This window comes from Rhizobium grahamii (assembly GCF_009498215.1).
GTDB lineage: Bacteria > Pseudomonadota > Alphaproteobacteria > Rhizobiales > Rhizobiaceae > Rhizobium > Rhizobium grahamii_A.
In genome coordinates this window covers 3,390,666-3,404,615 of sequence record NZ_CP043498.1, presented here as the reverse complement: position 1 = coordinate 3,404,615, position 13,950 = coordinate 3,390,666, and the positions used below count along the sequence as shown (strand labels likewise).

Below are 13,950 nucleotides of genomic sequence, written 5' to 3'. Positions count from 1 at the left end.
ACTCCTGATTGACTATTGCCAATGTGGGGAAACTATTCGGCAGCAACAAGGCGCGCCGAACGTGTACCCGTTGACAATCCACGAACAAGCGTGGCGACGGCCTGGACGGTATCGGCTGTTGCCTTCCCATCCTTGGTGAGGCTCGTTGCCACCTGATTGACAATTGCGGTGCCGACGACGACACCATCGGCCGAGTTGCCGATAACCTTCGCGTGGTCGGCGGTCTTGACGCCGAAGCCGACGCAGACAGGCAGATCGGTATGCTGCTTGATGCGCTTGACGGCGCCCGATACCAGCGAAGGATCCGGCAACACCGAGCCGGTGATGCCATTCATCGAGACGTAGTAGACGAAGCCTGAAGTGTTCCGCAGAACGGTCGGCAGACGCTTCTCATCGGTCGTCGGCGTTGCCAGACGGATGAAATTGATCCCCTTCCTGAGAGCGGGGATGCAGAGCTCGTCATCCATTTCTGGCGGAAGATCGACGACGATCAGGCCATCGATGCCGGCTGCCAACGCGTCATCCAGAAACGTCTCGACGCCGTAAATGTAGATCGGGTTATAATACCCCATCATCACGATCGGCGTTGCGTCATCGGTCTTGCGGAAGTCGGCCGCAAGCTGCAGCGTCTTCTTCAACGTCTGGCCGCCCTTGAGGGCACGCTGGCCGGCCATCTGGATCGCCGGGCCGTCAGCCATCGGGTCGGAGAAAGGCATTCCGAGTTCGATAACATCGGAGCCTGCTTCCGGCAGCGCCTTCATGATGCCGAGCGAGGTTTCATAGTCCGGATCACCGCCCATGAAATAGGTAACGAGTGCCGGCCGGCCTTCCGCCTTCAGATCGGCGAAGCGTTTGTCCATACGTGCGGTCATGACTTACTCACCCATTCCCAGAAGCTTGCCGACAGTGAAGATGTCCTTGTCGCCGCGGCCGGAGAGGTTCATCAGGATGATTTCATCCTTGCCCATCTTCGGCGCGCGCTTGATGACTTCGGCCAGCGCATGCGACGGCTCCAGCGCCGGAATGATGCCTTCGAGGCGTGTGAGCGTCTGGAAGGCTTCCAGCGCCTCATGGTCCATGATCGGGACGTATTCGACGCGACCGATATCATTCAGGTAGGAATGCTCAGGGCCGATGCCGGGGTAATCGAGACCGGCGGAAATCGAGTGACCTTCTTTGATCTGGCCGTCGCCGTCCTGCAGCAGATAGGTGCGGTTGCCGTGCAGAACGCCCGGCGAACCCGCGGTGATCGAGGCGCAATGCTCGTCGCCACTCAAGCCCTTGCCGCCGGCTTCGACGCCGACGATCTTGACGCCTTCATCATCGAGAAATGGATGGAAAATCCCGATCGCATTCGAACCGCCGCCGACGGCAGCGATGACGAGATCCGGCAAGCGTCCTTCGGCTTCCAGGATCTGCTGACGAGCTTCTGTACCGATGACGGCCTGGAAGTCGCGGACCATCTCAGGATAGGGATGCGGGCCGGCGGCCGTGCCGATCAGGTAGTAGGTATCGTCGACGTTGGTGACCCAGTCACGCAGCGCCTCGTTCATCGCGTCCTTCAGCGTGCCGTGGCCGGCCGTGACAGGCTTCACTTCGGCGCCGAGAAGCTTCATGCGAAACACGTTGGGCGCCTGACGCTCGACGTCGGTTGCGCCCATGTAGACGACGCAAGGAAGGCCGAAGCGGGCGGCAACCGTTGCAGAGGCAACACCATGCTGGCCGGCGCCGGTTTCAGCGATGATCCGGGTCTTGCCCATGCGCTTGGCAAGCAGGATCTGGCCAATGCAGTTGTTGATCTTGTGCGAACCGGTGTGGTTCAGCTCTTCGCGCTTGAAGTAGATCTTCGCGCCACCGAGTTCGGCAGTCAGGCGTTCAGCGAAATAGAGCGGGCTCGGGCGACCGATATAGTGGGTGCCGAGCTGCTTCAGCTCCGCCTGGAATTCCGGATCGTCCTTTGCCTTGTTCCACTCGTCCTGAAGGTCGAGGATCAAAGGCATCAGCGTCTCGGCGACGAAGCGGCCGCCGTAAATGCCGAAACGGCCATCTTCATCGGGGCCGGAACGGAAGGAATTCGGTTTTGGCGTCTCGTTCACTCTCAACTCCCTGAGGCCGCTTCAGGCTGACAGGCCCATTCGACCGCATCGAAAAACTCATCGATCATTGCCACGTTCTTGACGCCCGGCGCGCTTTCGACACCGGAGGACGCATCGATCCCGGGTGCCTTGGTCATGGCGAGCGCTTCGGCAATGTTGGCTTTGTTCAAGCCACCGGAAAGCATGTAATCCACATTGTGGTCAAGCCAGGACAACAGGCTCCAATCGAAGGAAACACCGTTGCCACCGGGCAAATCGGATCCCTTCGGAGGCTTGGCGTCGAACAGGAACCGATCGGCAATGCCGATATAGGCCTCCACGCGCTTCAGGTCGTCAGCCGTCCGCACGGAGAAAGCCTTCATGACCGGCAGGCCGTAGACCGCCTTTATGGTCAGAACGCGCTCCGGGCTCTCGTCGCCGTGCAACTGAATAATATCAGGCTTCAACAGCGCCACGATCTCATCGAGGTCGTCATTGCTAGGGTTGACAGTGACAGCAACGATCTTGGCCTTGCCGCGAGCCGGTTCCGCAAGCTTGCCGGCGATATCGGGCTCAACATAGCGCGGGCTCTTTTCGAAGAAGATGAAGCCGATATGGGTCGCACCGCGCGCAAGGGCGCGATCGATGGTTTCAGCCGTGCTCAGCCCACAGATCTTGATATCCGGTTTCATGGCAGCGGAGTGACACGAAAAGCGTTTGGAGTCGAGCCAAATCGCGACAAAAGCTGAATTTTGCGAGGCTTTGATCAGTCGAAATCAATGGCGTGAAGCTGACTGCCGTGGCGCTTCAACCAGGCCTTTGCTTCGTCCATGTGGGGGCAGAGCTTCTTGCAAAGTGACCAGAAGCGTGGGCCGTGGTTCATCTCTCTGAGATGGGCTACCTCATGGGCCGCCAGATAGTCGACGACGGATGGCGGCGCCATGACGATGCGCCAGGAGAAGCTCAAATTCCCCTCGGACGAACAGGATCCCCAACGGCTGCGGGTGTCCTTCATGGAAATCGATCTAATCGGCGTGCTGATCGAACGGGCATGCAGCGCTGCCAGCCGCTCGAGGTCCGCCCTCGCCTCCTTTTTAAGGAAGGTCGCGATGCGGCGTCCGACATGCTCGGGCATGCCGCTGACCTTCAGAACAGGCTTGCCATCGACAACAATCGCTTCGGTCAATCCGCGAAGGCTGCCCGTGTGATGAATACGGTGCGACACGCCGCGAAAGAGGATGCTGCTGCCGTCATGCAGGCCGGAATCCGTTGAGAACTTGGCAAGCTTGGTGAGCAGCCACCCCTGATGGCGGTCGAGAAATGCATTCACCTCGCGCTGCGCCAGCCCGCTTGGGATCGTCATCTTCAAAGCGCGACCGCCGGGTTCGATACGCAACGTAATACGTGTTGCCCGCTCGTGCTGCTTGATCGTCAACGGCATCAGGCGACCAGCCACATCAAGCGTCCGGGTCTCGGGCGGAGCGGGCTTCCGGGCGCTGCGGCGCGGCTTTGCGAGGAGCGGGAACATGGACATTTTCTATATGATTCGCGGGGATTCTTTGCAAAGAAAAGCCGGCATCGATGATGCCGGTTGAAGTTTCGGTGCTGAACAGTGCCGACGTTACGGGGTCTGGTATTCTGCGACCGGTCCGTTGTCGTCGCGCTTGGCGTTCCTGCGATCGCGCATGAAGCGATCGAACTCTTCCTGATCCTTGGCGCGGCGCAGTTCGCGCATGTAGGAATCGAACTCCTCGCGCATTTCATCAAGCTTGCGGCGTTCTTCTTCCAGCCGATCGAGTTCGGCCTTGCGCCAATCGTCGAAGGCTACATTACCCGTCGAGAAGTGCGGGCGATAGCGACCATGCGAACGTCGGCAGCCGGCAAAGAATCCATCCGCAGCGCTGTTGGCGTCGCGCTTGAAACCACGCAGGCGCTCCCCGAAAATAATGTAGGCAAGCATGGCGAGACCCAGAGGCCAGAAAACCACGAAGCCGAGGATCATCAGGGCAATGGTAGCCGGAGTCCAATCCGGGCGAAGCAATGCTGACTGGTTCATCGTGCGGTGTCCTCGCATTTTTCCGCGTCCGGCAAGATACCGAACGCTGGAATCGATGTGGTTACACCCCAGGTCAGCTTCAAGGCGATGTTAGTCCAAATCGGACAACGCCTTGAAATGAAGGCACTAATTCAGAACATTCTAAATCAGCTTGATTTTCCGCCTTTGATCACCCGCTTCACGACAGGCTTTCCTGTCCGGCTGTGCTCCCGGACAAAATTGACGATGCGCGGTGCGATTTCTCGGCGGAAGCGCGAGCCATTGAAGACACCGTAATGTCCGACATCGGGCTGCAGGTAGTGCATCCGCATGTTTTCGGGAATGTTGACGCAAATTGTCTGCGCGGCCTTGGTCTGGCCGACACCGGATATATCGTCGTTCTCCCCTTCGACCGTGAGCAGCGCCACGTTGCGGATCGCAGCCGGATCGACCGGCCTGCCGCGATGGAGCAACTCGCCCTTCGGCAGCGAATGCTTGATGAAGACCTGATCGACCGTCTGAAGATAGAACTCGGCGGTCAGATCCATAACGGCAAGGTACTCGTCATAGAAATCGCGGTGCTTCTCTGCCGGCTCACCGTCGTTCTTCACGAGGTGCATGAAGAATTCCTTGTGGGCGATCACATGCCGATCGAGGTTCATCGACATGAAGCCCGACAGCTGCAGGAAACCCGGATAAACGGGACGCATGAAGCCCGGCTGCGGCCAAGGTACATTCATGATCACGTTATCCGCAAACCACTCAAGGGAGCGCTCCTTGGCGAGCTGGTTGACGGCTGTCGGGTTGATGCGCGTGTCGATCGGTCCGCCCATCAGCGTCATCGACGAGGGCGAGAACGGGTCATTGTCGGCTTCCATGACGGCAGCGGCGGCAAGGACCGGCACGGAGGGCTGACAGACGGCGATCACGTGGGTGTCGGGACCGAGGAAGCGCAGCATTTCAATGACATAATCGACGTAGTCATCGAAATCGAACGTGCCTTCGGTCATCGGCACCATGCGGGCGTCGATCCAGTCGGTGATATAGATATCGGCGCTTGGGAGGAGCGCTTCGACGGTACCGCGCAACAGCGTCGCGTAGTGGCCCGACATCGGCGCGACGATGAGGATACGTGGATCTGGCGCCTGGCCGCTTGGAACATTGCGCGCAAAATGGAGCAGATTGCAAAAGGGACGCGACCACACGACCTCTTCCCGCACGGCGATCTTGCGATCACCAATCACGGTATCGTTCAGGCCGAATGACGGTTTGCCGTAGCGACGCGTCGTGCGCTCGAACATTTCGAGGCTAGCGGCCACCGTGCGACCCCAAGGGGTCTGCGAAATCGGATTAAGCGGATTGGCATAGACCATGCGCATGATATCGGCGAACGCACGATAAGGCGCCAATGCAGCATGGTTCAATTCATAAAGCTGGTAAAACATGAGATGCGCCACCTTTCTCTAATCTGGAAGACGACAGCCTGTGAAAGGCATCGGATTCTTTCCAACGACGTGCTGGCACCTCAACGCAGATTAACAGGTTTTTGTTGCGCAGCAACATTGCCATCCGCACCGCAATAAGAAATGCCGGGGAATTTACCCCGGCATGATGGTGCGCCTGAATGTTTAATGATCACAGAATGGCTGTCAGCGATCCGCCTGGAAGGTCTGCTTCTGCGTGCCCAGACCTTCGATACCGAGCTCCACGACATCGCCAGCCTTGAGGAAGCGCGGCGGTTTCATGCCCATGCCAACGCCCGGAGGCGTGCCGGTCGAAATCACGTCGCCCGGGTGCAGGGACATAAACTGGCTCAGGTAAGACACCACATGCGCAACGCCGTAAACCATCGTCTTCGACGAGCCGTTCTGCATGGTTTCGCCGTTTACCTTCAACCACATGCCGAGGTTCTGCGGATCGGCAATCTCGTCCTTGGTGACAAGCCACGGACCGATCGGACCAAAGGTGTCGCAAGACTTGCCCTTGGTCCACTGACCGGCACGTTCCGTCTGGAAGGCCCGCTCGGAGACATCGTGGGACACGCAGTAGCCGGCGACATAGTCGAGCGCGTCGGCTTCGCTGACGTACTTTGCGGTTTTACCGATGACAACGCCGAGTTCCACTTCCCAGTCGGTCTTCTCAGAGCCGCGGGGGATCAGGACATTGTCGTTAGGGCCAACGATTGCCGACGTTGCCTTCATGAAGATGACGGGTTCAGGCGGCACTGTCGCGCCGGTTTCAGCGGCATGATCAGAGAAATTGAGGCCGATGCAGATGAATTTTCCGGTGCCCGCAACGCAGGCACCGATGCGAGCCGGCGACAGCTCGGGCAGACTCTGGAGGTCGATGGCCTTGATCTTCGCAAGCCCTTCCGGCGAGATCGCGTCGCCACCAATGTCCGAAACATGCGCCGACAGGTCGCGGATCTTGCCGTCGGAATCGAGTATCGCCGGCTTCTCGCGACCAGCTTCTCCAACACGCATAAGCTTCATGACATTTCCTCCTTAAGCAAGACCGACATTTCGATCACCTATGAACGAGATATTCGCGGGTGTCATTATGGCTTTTTGCCCGAGCGGTACGCTGCTTCAGAAAATCTCGGCCAGATCAGGCCCGACCGGAACGATCCTCGTCGGATTCAGGCTCTCGATCGAGTAGTAGCCACGCTTTATATGATCGAAATTGACGGTCTCCGCGACACCCGGCCACTCCAGCATCCGCCGGCAGAAAGCACGAAGCTTGCTGTAATCGGCAACGCGGCGCAGGTTGCATTTGAACAGGCCGTGATAGGCGACATCGAAGCGCGCAAGCGTTACAAAGAGGCGTATATCGCTTTCTGTCGGGTGTTCAGCAAACAGGAACGGCCGATCGCCAAGCTCGTTTTCGACCCAATCGAGGCACTCAAATACGCCCGCGAATGCTTCTTCATAGGCGAGCTGCGTGGTGGCAAAGCCCGCTCGATAGACCCCATTGTTGAGGCTCGGATAAATCCGTTCGTTGAAGGCGTCGATTTCGGCGCGACGGGCAGCGGGGTAGAGATCGATCGGATTATGGGCAAGATCGCCAAAGCCCTCGTTCATCATTCGCAGGATGTCAGCTGATTCGTTGTTCACGATCGTCTGCGACTGCTTGTCCCACAGAACGGGCACCGTCGCCCTGCCGGTAAAGCCGGGCGCAGCGCTCGTGTAGATCTGGTGCATGTAGGTGGCACCTTGGATCTGGTCTTGCGTCGCTCCCGGATAGTCGCCGAACCGCCAGCCTTGCTTTGTCAGCGCAGGCTCGACCACGGAAACCGAGATGGCAGATTCCAGCCCCTTCAGCTTTCGGCCGATCAGCGTCCGCGAAGCCCAAGGGCAGATGTAGGCGACGTAGAGATGATAGCGACCTGCCTCGGCCCTGAAGCCGGATTCCCCTGTCGGGCCTGCGGCGCCATCCGGCGTAACCCAATTGCGGAAACTTGAAGTCTGACGGACGAAGCCGCCCTTCTCATCCTTTGCCTGGACCGGTTGCCAGTCTTCTGTCCACTTACCGTTTACGAGCAAGGCGCTCTCCCTAGATTACCGATTTCGGCAATCCTTAGCTTTCTTTCGCGCGCACGGGAGGACACATTTATTGAAACAGACTGTGCACGGATCATGGAAGTCACCAGTTGCTTGCCAAGCTCGATGCGAGGCGCCTAAGACTGTGAGCCGCACCCAAAACTACGGCGATCTCGCCAGCAAGCCTCAATCAACAGCCTGGAAAAGCCATGACCAACAGCAACAATCGCGAATCCCATTATCCTATCGAACCCATATTCCTCGATCGTTGGTCGCCGCGGGCGTTTACCGGCGAGGTGATCGCCGAGGAGCAATTGTTAGCCGTTCTCGACGCGGCGCATTGGGCGCCCTCGTCGGCGAACCAGCAGCCCTGGCGCTTCATTTACGCGCTACAGGGCTCGGATGACTGGGAAAAATTCGTCGGTTTGCTCGTGGAAGCCAACCAGGAATGGGCAACGAACGCGTCAGCCCTGATCTTCGTCGTCTCCAAGGGCTTCAGCGGTGAGTTCTCCGAAGGACGGAAAAGTTACACCCATTCCTTCGATGCCGGCACGGCCTGGGGTTATCTCGCCCTGCAGGCAAAGTTCTCCGGCTTCTATGCGCATGGCATGGGCGGCATCAAGCACGAAGAGATTCAGCGGACCTTCGCCATCCCGGAGGGCTACCGCGTGGAAGCCGGGATAGCGTTTGGACGACTTGCAGACAAGAGCGTCCTATCGCCCCGCAATCAGGAGCGCGAATTCCCGAGCCAACGCAAACCCCTTGCCGAGGTGGCTTTCCGAGGAAAATTCATTGCCGACTAAATAATGAAACAAAAAACCCCGCGCCTGATGGTGCGGGGTTTTCATTTGGAAGCGCTTGAACGCTTAGATGTCCAGGTTTGCAACGCTCAAGGCGTTGTCCTGAATGAACTCGCGGCGCGGCTCCACTTCGTCGCCCATGAGGCGGGCAAAAAGACCGTCTGCATCCGTCGCGTCATTCACCTTGACCTGCAGAAGCGAACGAACATTCGGATCGAGCGTGGTTTCCCACAGCTGCTCGGCGTTCATTTCGCCAAGGCCTTTATAGCGCTGCATCGTCAAGCCCTTGCGACCGCTTGCAAAAATTGCATCAAGCAGAGCTCGTGCGCCGGAGATTTCGAGGCTGCCTTCACGGCGGGTCAGCGAGGGCGGTGTGAGGTAGATTTCCTTCAGTCGACCCGACAGCTGATCGATATGACGAGCATCCTGCGAACCGAGAAGTGCCATATCCAGCACAACGACTTCCTTGACGCCACGCACCATGCGCTCAAGGCGCAAGCCGCCGTCACTGGTCAAGCCGCCTTCCCACCCACGCTCAGTCTCTTCCGCGATCAGATCAAGCCGCTTGGCGACTTCACCGGCCAATTGTTCGGCACGGCCGCGATCGCTGACCGCTTCGGCATTCAGCGCGCCGGCAATGGCTGCCTGCTCGACGACGGCGCGGTTATAGCGCGAGTGGAGATTGTCGAGGAGCGCGCGCAGACGCAGGGCGTCGCCGATCACTTCACCGAGATCCTGCCCAACGCGCACTTCGCCACTGCCAAGCTTCAGCGCGGCATCTTCAAGACCCTGCGCAATCAGGTAATCCTCAAGTGCCTTCTCGTTCTTCAGATACTGGATCGATTTGCCGCGCGAGACCTTATAGAGCGGCGGCTGAGCGATATAGAGGTGCCCACGCTCGATCAGTTCCGGCATCTGCCGGAAGAAGAAGGTCAGCAACAATGTTCGGATATGAGCGCCGTCGACGTCAGCGTCCGTCATGATGATGATCTTGTGGTACCGCAGCTTTTCGGCGTTGAACTCATCCTTGCCTATGCCGGTCCCGAGCGCGGTAATCAGCGTGCCGATTTCCTGGCTCGACAGCATCTTGTCGAAACGAGCGCGCTCAACGTTCAGGATCTTACCGCGGAGCGGCAGGATGGCCTGATTTTCGCGCGAACGCCCCTGCTTGGCCGAACCGCCTGCCGAGTCACCCTCGACGAGAAAAACTTCAGACTTTGCGGGATCACGCTCCGAGCAATCCGCAAGCTTGCCGGGGAGTGATGCGATATCGAGCGCTCCCTTGCGGCGCGTCAGTTCGCGCGCCTTGCGTGCTGCTTCACGGGCGGCTGCAGCTTCGGCAACCTTGCCGACCAGCACTTTTGCCTCGGCGGGATGCTCTTCCAGCCATGTTCCAAGCGCCTCGTTGACGAGACGCTCGACGACCGGTCGCACTTCCGACGACACCAGCTTGTCCTTCGTCTGCGACGAGAACTTCGGATCGGGTACCTTCACCGACAGAACGGCCGTCAGACCTTCGCGGCAGTCGTCCGGGGCGAGCGTTACCTTTTCCCTCTTCGTGATCCCCGACGTGTCAGCGTAAGAGGTGATCTGGCGCGTCAAGGCTGCGCGGAAGCCAGCCATATGCGTGCCACCGTCGCGCTGCGGAATGTTGTTGGTGAAGCAGAGGACGTTTTCGTGGTAGCTGTCGTTCCACCACATCGCCACTTCGACGGTGATACCGTCCTTCTCGCCGTGGATCGCAATCGGCTTTTCAACCAGCGGCTTTTTCGCACGATCGAGATAGGTCACGAAGGCCTCGAGACCGCCGTCATAGAGCATCTCTTCCTGGCGAACATCCGAATGCCGCTTGTCGGTCAAACGAATGCGAACGCCGGAATTCAGGAAGGCGAGTTCGCGCAGACGATGCTCGAGCGTTCCATAATCGAACTCCGTCATCGTGAAGGTTTCGCTGCTCGGCATGAAGCTGACTTCGGTGCCCGTCTCGTCGCCAGCTTCGCCAATGACCTTCAGCGGCGCATCCGCAACGCCATGCGTGAAGCTCATTTCGTGGATCTTGCCTTGACGGCGGATCTTGAGCTTCAGCCATACGGAAAGCGCGTTGACAACAGACACACCGACGCCGTGCAGACCACCGGAAACCTTGTAGGAATTCTGGTCGAATTTACCGCCGGCGTGCAGTTGCGTCATGATGACTTCAGCCGCCGATACGCCTTCGCCGCTGTGAATATCCGTCGGGATGCCACGGCCGTTGTCCGTTACAGTTACCGATCCGTCGGGATTCAGCGTGACCGTGACGATGTCAGCATGTCCCGCGAGCGCTTCGTCGATCGCGTTGTCCACGACTTCGTAGACCATGTGATGCAGGCCCGAACCGTCATCCGTATCGCCGATATACATACCCGGGCGTTTGCGCACGGCATCCAGTCCCTTGAGGACTTTGATGGAGTCTGCGCCATATTCAGTGCTGACGCCGTTTTCCGTCGCGGAGGTATCGGTCATATTGTCGAGAATTTCCCTGTTACCAAAGCCTGATGCCCTTGCGAATCACCGGCCTTATTCAGATCAGAATATAGGATTTTTGGGCTGAGTTCCCAATGCTGCCATGTTTTCAGAGCGCATAAATCAGGGGATTATGACCGTTTTCCGTGCGCTTTTTCGGCAATTTCCAAAAGCTCGGTCAGTTTTGTCAACAGTGGCTCGTCAATATCGCGAATGCAGAGCGCCAGGCGGTTCGCGAAGGCCGTGTGTTCAGCCGATAAACCCGACGTATCGATGACCACCTTGGGGTCGGAGAACCGGGCAAGAAGAAACAATTCTTCGGCTTCATCCCAGATGATGTTGAAATAGCCGGCAATGCGCTGCAGCAAGTCGAATGTCGGCAATCCCCGCTTCCCATGCTCCAACGCCGAAAGGTAAGCCGGCGAAAGATTGAGGGCTGCAGCCATCTGTTTTTGCGAAACACCCTTCCGCAACCGCAGGCGCCGGACAGCTTCCCCAAAGGGCGTCATGATGCCTCTCCGGGGCGGCGCGCTAGCCTGATATACAACGCCCCCTCTCCTCCATGATGTCGGGCTGCCGCTTCGTACGACGAGATGAGGTAGCGAAACTCCGGTTTGGAAAACCAAAGGGGGACCGCACGCCGCAATGCCCCGTCGCTCCCGAGCGAGCTGCCCTTGCCGGTGATGACCAGCACATGTCGCATACCTCGCGTGTGTGCCCGGATCAGAAAATCGAGAAGGATGAGGTGAGCTTCGCTTTGAACCAACCCGTGAAGGTCGATGCGAGCCTCAAGAGCCACACGCCCGTTTGCAATCTTGCGCTTTACCGGACGCTCAAGCGGGTAATGGATGCCTGAGGACGCCTTTTTCGCCGCTTCGGTAGTCTGCTGAGAGCCTGAGCCTGCCGAACGAGGATCGGCGCCATCGCGTTTCTCGGTCGAGGCTTGTTGCTGCGCTTCATTCAGCAGCGCATCCAATTCATCCCGAGCGCCTGCCATGCCCTGGATGGGGCGGATGCTTCGGGCAACCTTGCCCCACAGGATCCTTTCGTCGGTGCTCAGTTTGCGGTCCTTCGTCATCCGACGAACCTCGCGGTGGCTTTCGCCGGGATCAGGATGAAGAAGTCCGCATCGTGGCGCACCGTGCCTGCGAGTTCACCGGCAACTTCACCCGAGCCTGTGAAGATATCTCCACGCGCCGGGCCGACGATTGCCGATCCCGTATCCAGAGCGAGCATCAGGCGTCCAAACGGTTTGCCGTCGTCCAGATGGCGAAGGCTCTCCGACCGGATGAAGAACGGGAAGCCGAACGTGTGGATATTTCGATCCACCGCCAGCGATCTGCCGGCCACAAGCGGCACCTTGGCGGCAGCGATCGGCCCCTCGTTTGCATCTCCGAACGGCACCTCACGGAAGAAAATATATGATCGATTGTGCCACAGCACCTCATCCATCTGGTCGGGATGCACAGCCAGCCAGGCTCTGATGGACTGCATCGAGATTTGGGAAGGCTCGATCTCACCGCGTTCGATCAGCAACTTGCCAATAGCGGAAAACGGATGCCCGGCTTTTGCTGCGTAGGTTATTCGACCGCGCCGTCCGTCAGGGTAACGAAGCCTCGCCGATCCCTGGACGTGCGTGAAGAAGACATCGGCCTTTGATTTCGCCCAGGCAATTTCAAGTGACTTGCCTTCGAGCGCGCCCTGATCGATTGCCTTGCGGTCAGAATAAGGACTGATTACCCCGCCGGACAACAGGCCGAACGTATAGCTCGGATCGAGCGTGGCTGGCCGGTTCGAATCGTCCACATCGACGAGATCATCGGGGCGACGGTAGAAGGGAAAGCGATATTCTTCGTCCGGATGATCGGAAACAGCTACTTCTGGCTCGTAGAAGGCGGTCACGAAACCGCACTTGCCGTCGCTCCGCCTCACCAGGGAAGGCCGGAAGTTCTGCTCGAAGAAAGTCCGCGCCTCGGAGGCCGAACCCTGTTTGGCATCCATGATTGCGGCGCGAAGGCCCAAGAGATCGTCGGATGTCAGGCCAAGCGAGCCGGTTCGATATGGTTTGACCTCCGCTATATAGCGGCAACAGTTCTCCATAGCTGCAAAAAGGCTGGAAGGATCGTCGTCCCGCCAGCCCTTCAGTGCTTCGAAGCTTACTTCCTCGAGGGTAAAGCTCGTCGAACTTTCACTCATGTTCCGATTCGGTCGCCACCAGTTTCCAGTTCGGATCACGCGATCTTGTGTCGCGCGCAAAGGTCCAGAGATCGTTGACCTCGGCGACGTTCTCGGCGTCACCATCGACCAGCTTATCGTCCTTGTCGTAGGTCGCGGAAATCAACTGGCTAACGATCCGCATCGTTATCTGCGCTTCGCTATCCTTGACCTCGACGCTCTTGATATCGGCTTTTTCAATGCCGACGAAGGTGGACTTTACCTTCTCTCCCCGCGCTTCGCGCTCGGAAATCGCGGTATCGAAGCCATCATAAACTTCACGCGACAGGAGATTCTTGAGGGTCTTCCGATCGCCATCGGCGAAGGCGGTTACAATCATCTCGTAAGCCATGCGCGCGCCATTGACGAATTCCTTCGGATTGAAGGAGGCGTCGATCTTGTTCATCTCGCGCAGCGAATCATTGAGCGGTGTGCCAGCCGGGGCGAAGGTATCGATGGCCGCGAAGCGATCTTCTTCTTCTGCCGCCGGATCGCGACGCGGCAAGGTGACGACCTTTCCTCCGTCGGGCGTTTCGGGGCCGGCCGCATCGCGCGGCGTATAAAGATCCCGCGGCGGCTTCTCATTGCCTGTGCGGCGACCGAGCACGCTACGCAGCTGAAGGAAAATCAGCACCGCCGCAACCAGAAAAAACAATGTGATGAAGTCGTTTGAACCCATATCCTACCGAAACCGCCGTTAACATCCCTGATTTCTATACCCATATAGTCTGCATATACAGATGATTCAAATAGGTCTGCGCCGCAGATCGCCCTAAAGGAGTCCG

General features: G+C 58.4%; 14 protein-coding genes. 1 reads left to right on the top strand and 13 read right to left on the bottom strand.

Features of this window, described 5'->3' with window-relative positions; all coding sequences use genetic code 11:
- Positions 1–32: 32 nt before the first annotated feature.
- The 8 genes from trpA to FZ934_RS16330 all read right to left on the bottom strand — a co-directional run bounded on the left by trpA (position 33) and on the right by FZ934_RS16330 (position 7,652).
- Positions 33–872: a tryptophan synthase subunit alpha gene (gene trpA, locus FZ934_RS16365; RefSeq protein WP_153271932.1), complete on the bottom strand. Its 840-nt coding sequence runs from the start codon at positions 870–872 to the stop codon at positions 33–35.
- Positions 873–875: 3 nt separating this feature from the next.
- Positions 876–2,096 carry a tryptophan synthase subunit beta gene (gene trpB / locus FZ934_RS16360; protein WP_153271931.1) on the bottom strand — a complete coding sequence of 407 codons (1,221 nt, stop codon included), beginning with the start codon at positions 2,094–2,096 and terminating at the stop codon, positions 876–878.
- 2 nt (positions 2,097–2,098) lie between these two features.
- Entirely contained in the window at positions 2,099–2,767 is a 669-nt protein-coding gene (locus tag FZ934_RS16355) for a phosphoribosylanthranilate isomerase (RefSeq protein WP_153271930.1), read from the bottom strand.
- Positions 2,768–2,841: 74 nt separating this feature from the next.
- Positions 2,842–3,603, bottom strand: a complete 762-nt coding sequence (locus FZ934_RS16350) for a M48 family metallopeptidase (RefSeq protein ID WP_153271929.1) — start codon at positions 3,601–3,603, stop codon at positions 2,842–2,844.
- Between the two features lie 93 nt (positions 3,604–3,696).
- Entirely contained in the window at positions 3,697–4,131 is a 435-nt protein-coding gene (locus tag FZ934_RS16345) for a DUF2852 domain-containing protein (protein WP_153271928.1), read from the bottom strand.
- A gap of 146 nt (positions 4,132–4,277) precedes the next feature.
- Positions 4,278–5,555 (bottom strand): polyhydroxyalkanoate depolymerase, encoded by a 1,278-nt coding sequence (locus tag FZ934_RS16340; RefSeq protein WP_153271927.1) that lies wholly within the window; start codon positions 5,553–5,555, stop codon positions 4,278–4,280.
- Between the two features lie 204 nt (positions 5,556–5,759).
- Complete coding sequence (locus FZ934_RS16335) at positions 5,760–6,602, bottom strand: fumarylacetoacetate hydrolase family protein (RefSeq protein WP_153271926.1); 843 nt, start codon at positions 6,600–6,602, stop codon at positions 5,760–5,762.
- A gap of 96 nt (positions 6,603–6,698) precedes the next feature.
- A complete protein-coding gene (locus FZ934_RS16330; RefSeq protein ID WP_153271925.1) occupies positions 6,699–7,652 on the bottom strand; it encodes a glutathione S-transferase family protein in 954 nt (317 codons plus the stop codon).
- A gap of 206 nt (positions 7,653–7,858) precedes the next feature.
- Between FZ934_RS16330 and FZ934_RS16325 the strand changes: the two genes are divergently transcribed.
- Positions 7,859–8,452 (top strand): nitroreductase family protein, encoded by a 594-nt coding sequence (locus tag FZ934_RS16325; RefSeq protein ID WP_153271924.1) that lies wholly within the window; start codon positions 7,859–7,861, stop codon positions 8,450–8,452.
- 63 nt (positions 8,453–8,515) lie between these two features.
- On the opposite strand, the gene gyrB is transcribed toward FZ934_RS16325, so the two are convergent.
- From gyrB to FZ934_RS16300, 5 genes are all read right to left on the bottom strand, one after another.
- The gene (gene gyrB, locus FZ934_RS16320; RefSeq protein ID WP_153271923.1) at positions 8,516–10,951 is read right to left on the bottom strand and encodes a DNA topoisomerase (ATP-hydrolyzing) subunit B; all 2,436 of its coding nucleotides are present in this window, start codon (positions 10,949–10,951) and stop codon (positions 8,516–8,518) included.
- A gap of 131 nt (positions 10,952–11,082) precedes the next feature.
- Positions 11,083–11,460 (bottom strand): helix-turn-helix domain-containing protein, encoded by a 378-nt coding sequence (locus tag FZ934_RS16315; protein WP_153271922.1) that lies wholly within the window; start codon positions 11,458–11,460, stop codon positions 11,083–11,085.
- A complete protein-coding gene (locus tag FZ934_RS16310) occupies positions 11,457–12,029 on the bottom strand; it encodes a Smr/MutS family protein (protein WP_153271921.1) in 573 nt (190 codons plus the stop codon). The genes FZ934_RS16315 and FZ934_RS16310 overlap by 4 nt, the downstream gene beginning before the upstream one ends.
- The gene (mltA, locus tag FZ934_RS16305; RefSeq protein WP_153271920.1) at positions 12,026–13,147 is read right to left on the bottom strand and encodes a murein transglycosylase A; all 1,122 of its coding nucleotides are present in this window, start codon (positions 13,145–13,147) and stop codon (positions 12,026–12,028) included. Before mltA ends, FZ934_RS16310 begins: the two co-directional genes overlap by 4 nt.
- Positions 13,140–13,844: a Tim44/TimA family putative adaptor protein gene (locus tag FZ934_RS16300; protein WP_153271919.1), complete on the bottom strand. Its 705-nt coding sequence runs from the start codon at positions 13,842–13,844 to the stop codon at positions 13,140–13,142. Before FZ934_RS16300 ends, mltA begins: the two co-directional genes overlap by 8 nt.
- Positions 13,845–13,950: the final 106 nt, after the last annotated feature.

Excerpts from the sequence above, each read along its gene's own strand:
- trpA (WP_153271932.1), bottom strand. The coding sequence starts at position 872 with ATGACCGCACGTATGGACAAACGCTTCGCCGATCTGAAGGCGGAAGGC.
- FZ934_RS16355 (WP_153271930.1), bottom strand. The coding sequence starts at position 2,767 with ATGAAACCGGATATCAAGATCTGTGGGCTGAGCACGGCTGAAACCATC.
- FZ934_RS16350 (WP_153271929.1), bottom strand. The coding sequence starts at position 3,603 with ATGTTCCCGCTCCTCGCAAAGCCGCGCCGCAGCGCCCGGAAGCCCGCT.
- FZ934_RS16345 (WP_153271928.1), bottom strand. The coding sequence starts at position 4,131 with ATGAACCAGTCAGCATTGCTTCGCCCGGATTGGACTCCGGCTACCATT.
- FZ934_RS16340 (WP_153271927.1), bottom strand. The coding sequence starts at position 5,555 with ATGTTTTACCAGCTTTATGAATTGAACCATGCTGCATTGGCGCCTTAT.
- FZ934_RS16335 (WP_153271926.1), bottom strand. The coding sequence starts at position 6,602 with ATGAAGCTTATGCGTGTTGGAGAAGCTGGTCGCGAGAAGCCGGCGATA.
- FZ934_RS16325 (WP_153271924.1), top strand. The coding sequence starts at position 7,859 with ATGACCAACAGCAACAATCGCGAATCCCATTATCCTATCGAACCCATA.
- gyrB (WP_153271923.1), bottom strand. The coding sequence starts at position 10,951 with ATGACCGATACCTCCGCGACGGAAAACGGCGTCAGCACTGAATATGGC.
- FZ934_RS16315 (WP_153271922.1), bottom strand. The coding sequence starts at position 11,460 with ATGACGCCCTTTGGGGAAGCTGTCCGGCGCCTGCGGTTGCGGAAGGGT.
- FZ934_RS16310 (WP_153271921.1), bottom strand. The coding sequence starts at position 12,029 with ATGACGAAGGACCGCAAACTGAGCACCGACGAAAGGATCCTGTGGGGC.
- mltA (WP_153271920.1), bottom strand. The coding sequence starts at position 13,147 with ATGAGTGAAAGTTCGACGAGCTTTACCCTCGAGGAAGTAAGCTTCGAA.
- FZ934_RS16300 (WP_153271919.1), bottom strand. The coding sequence starts at position 13,844 with ATGGGTTCAAACGACTTCATCACATTGTTTTTTCTGGTTGCGGCGGTG.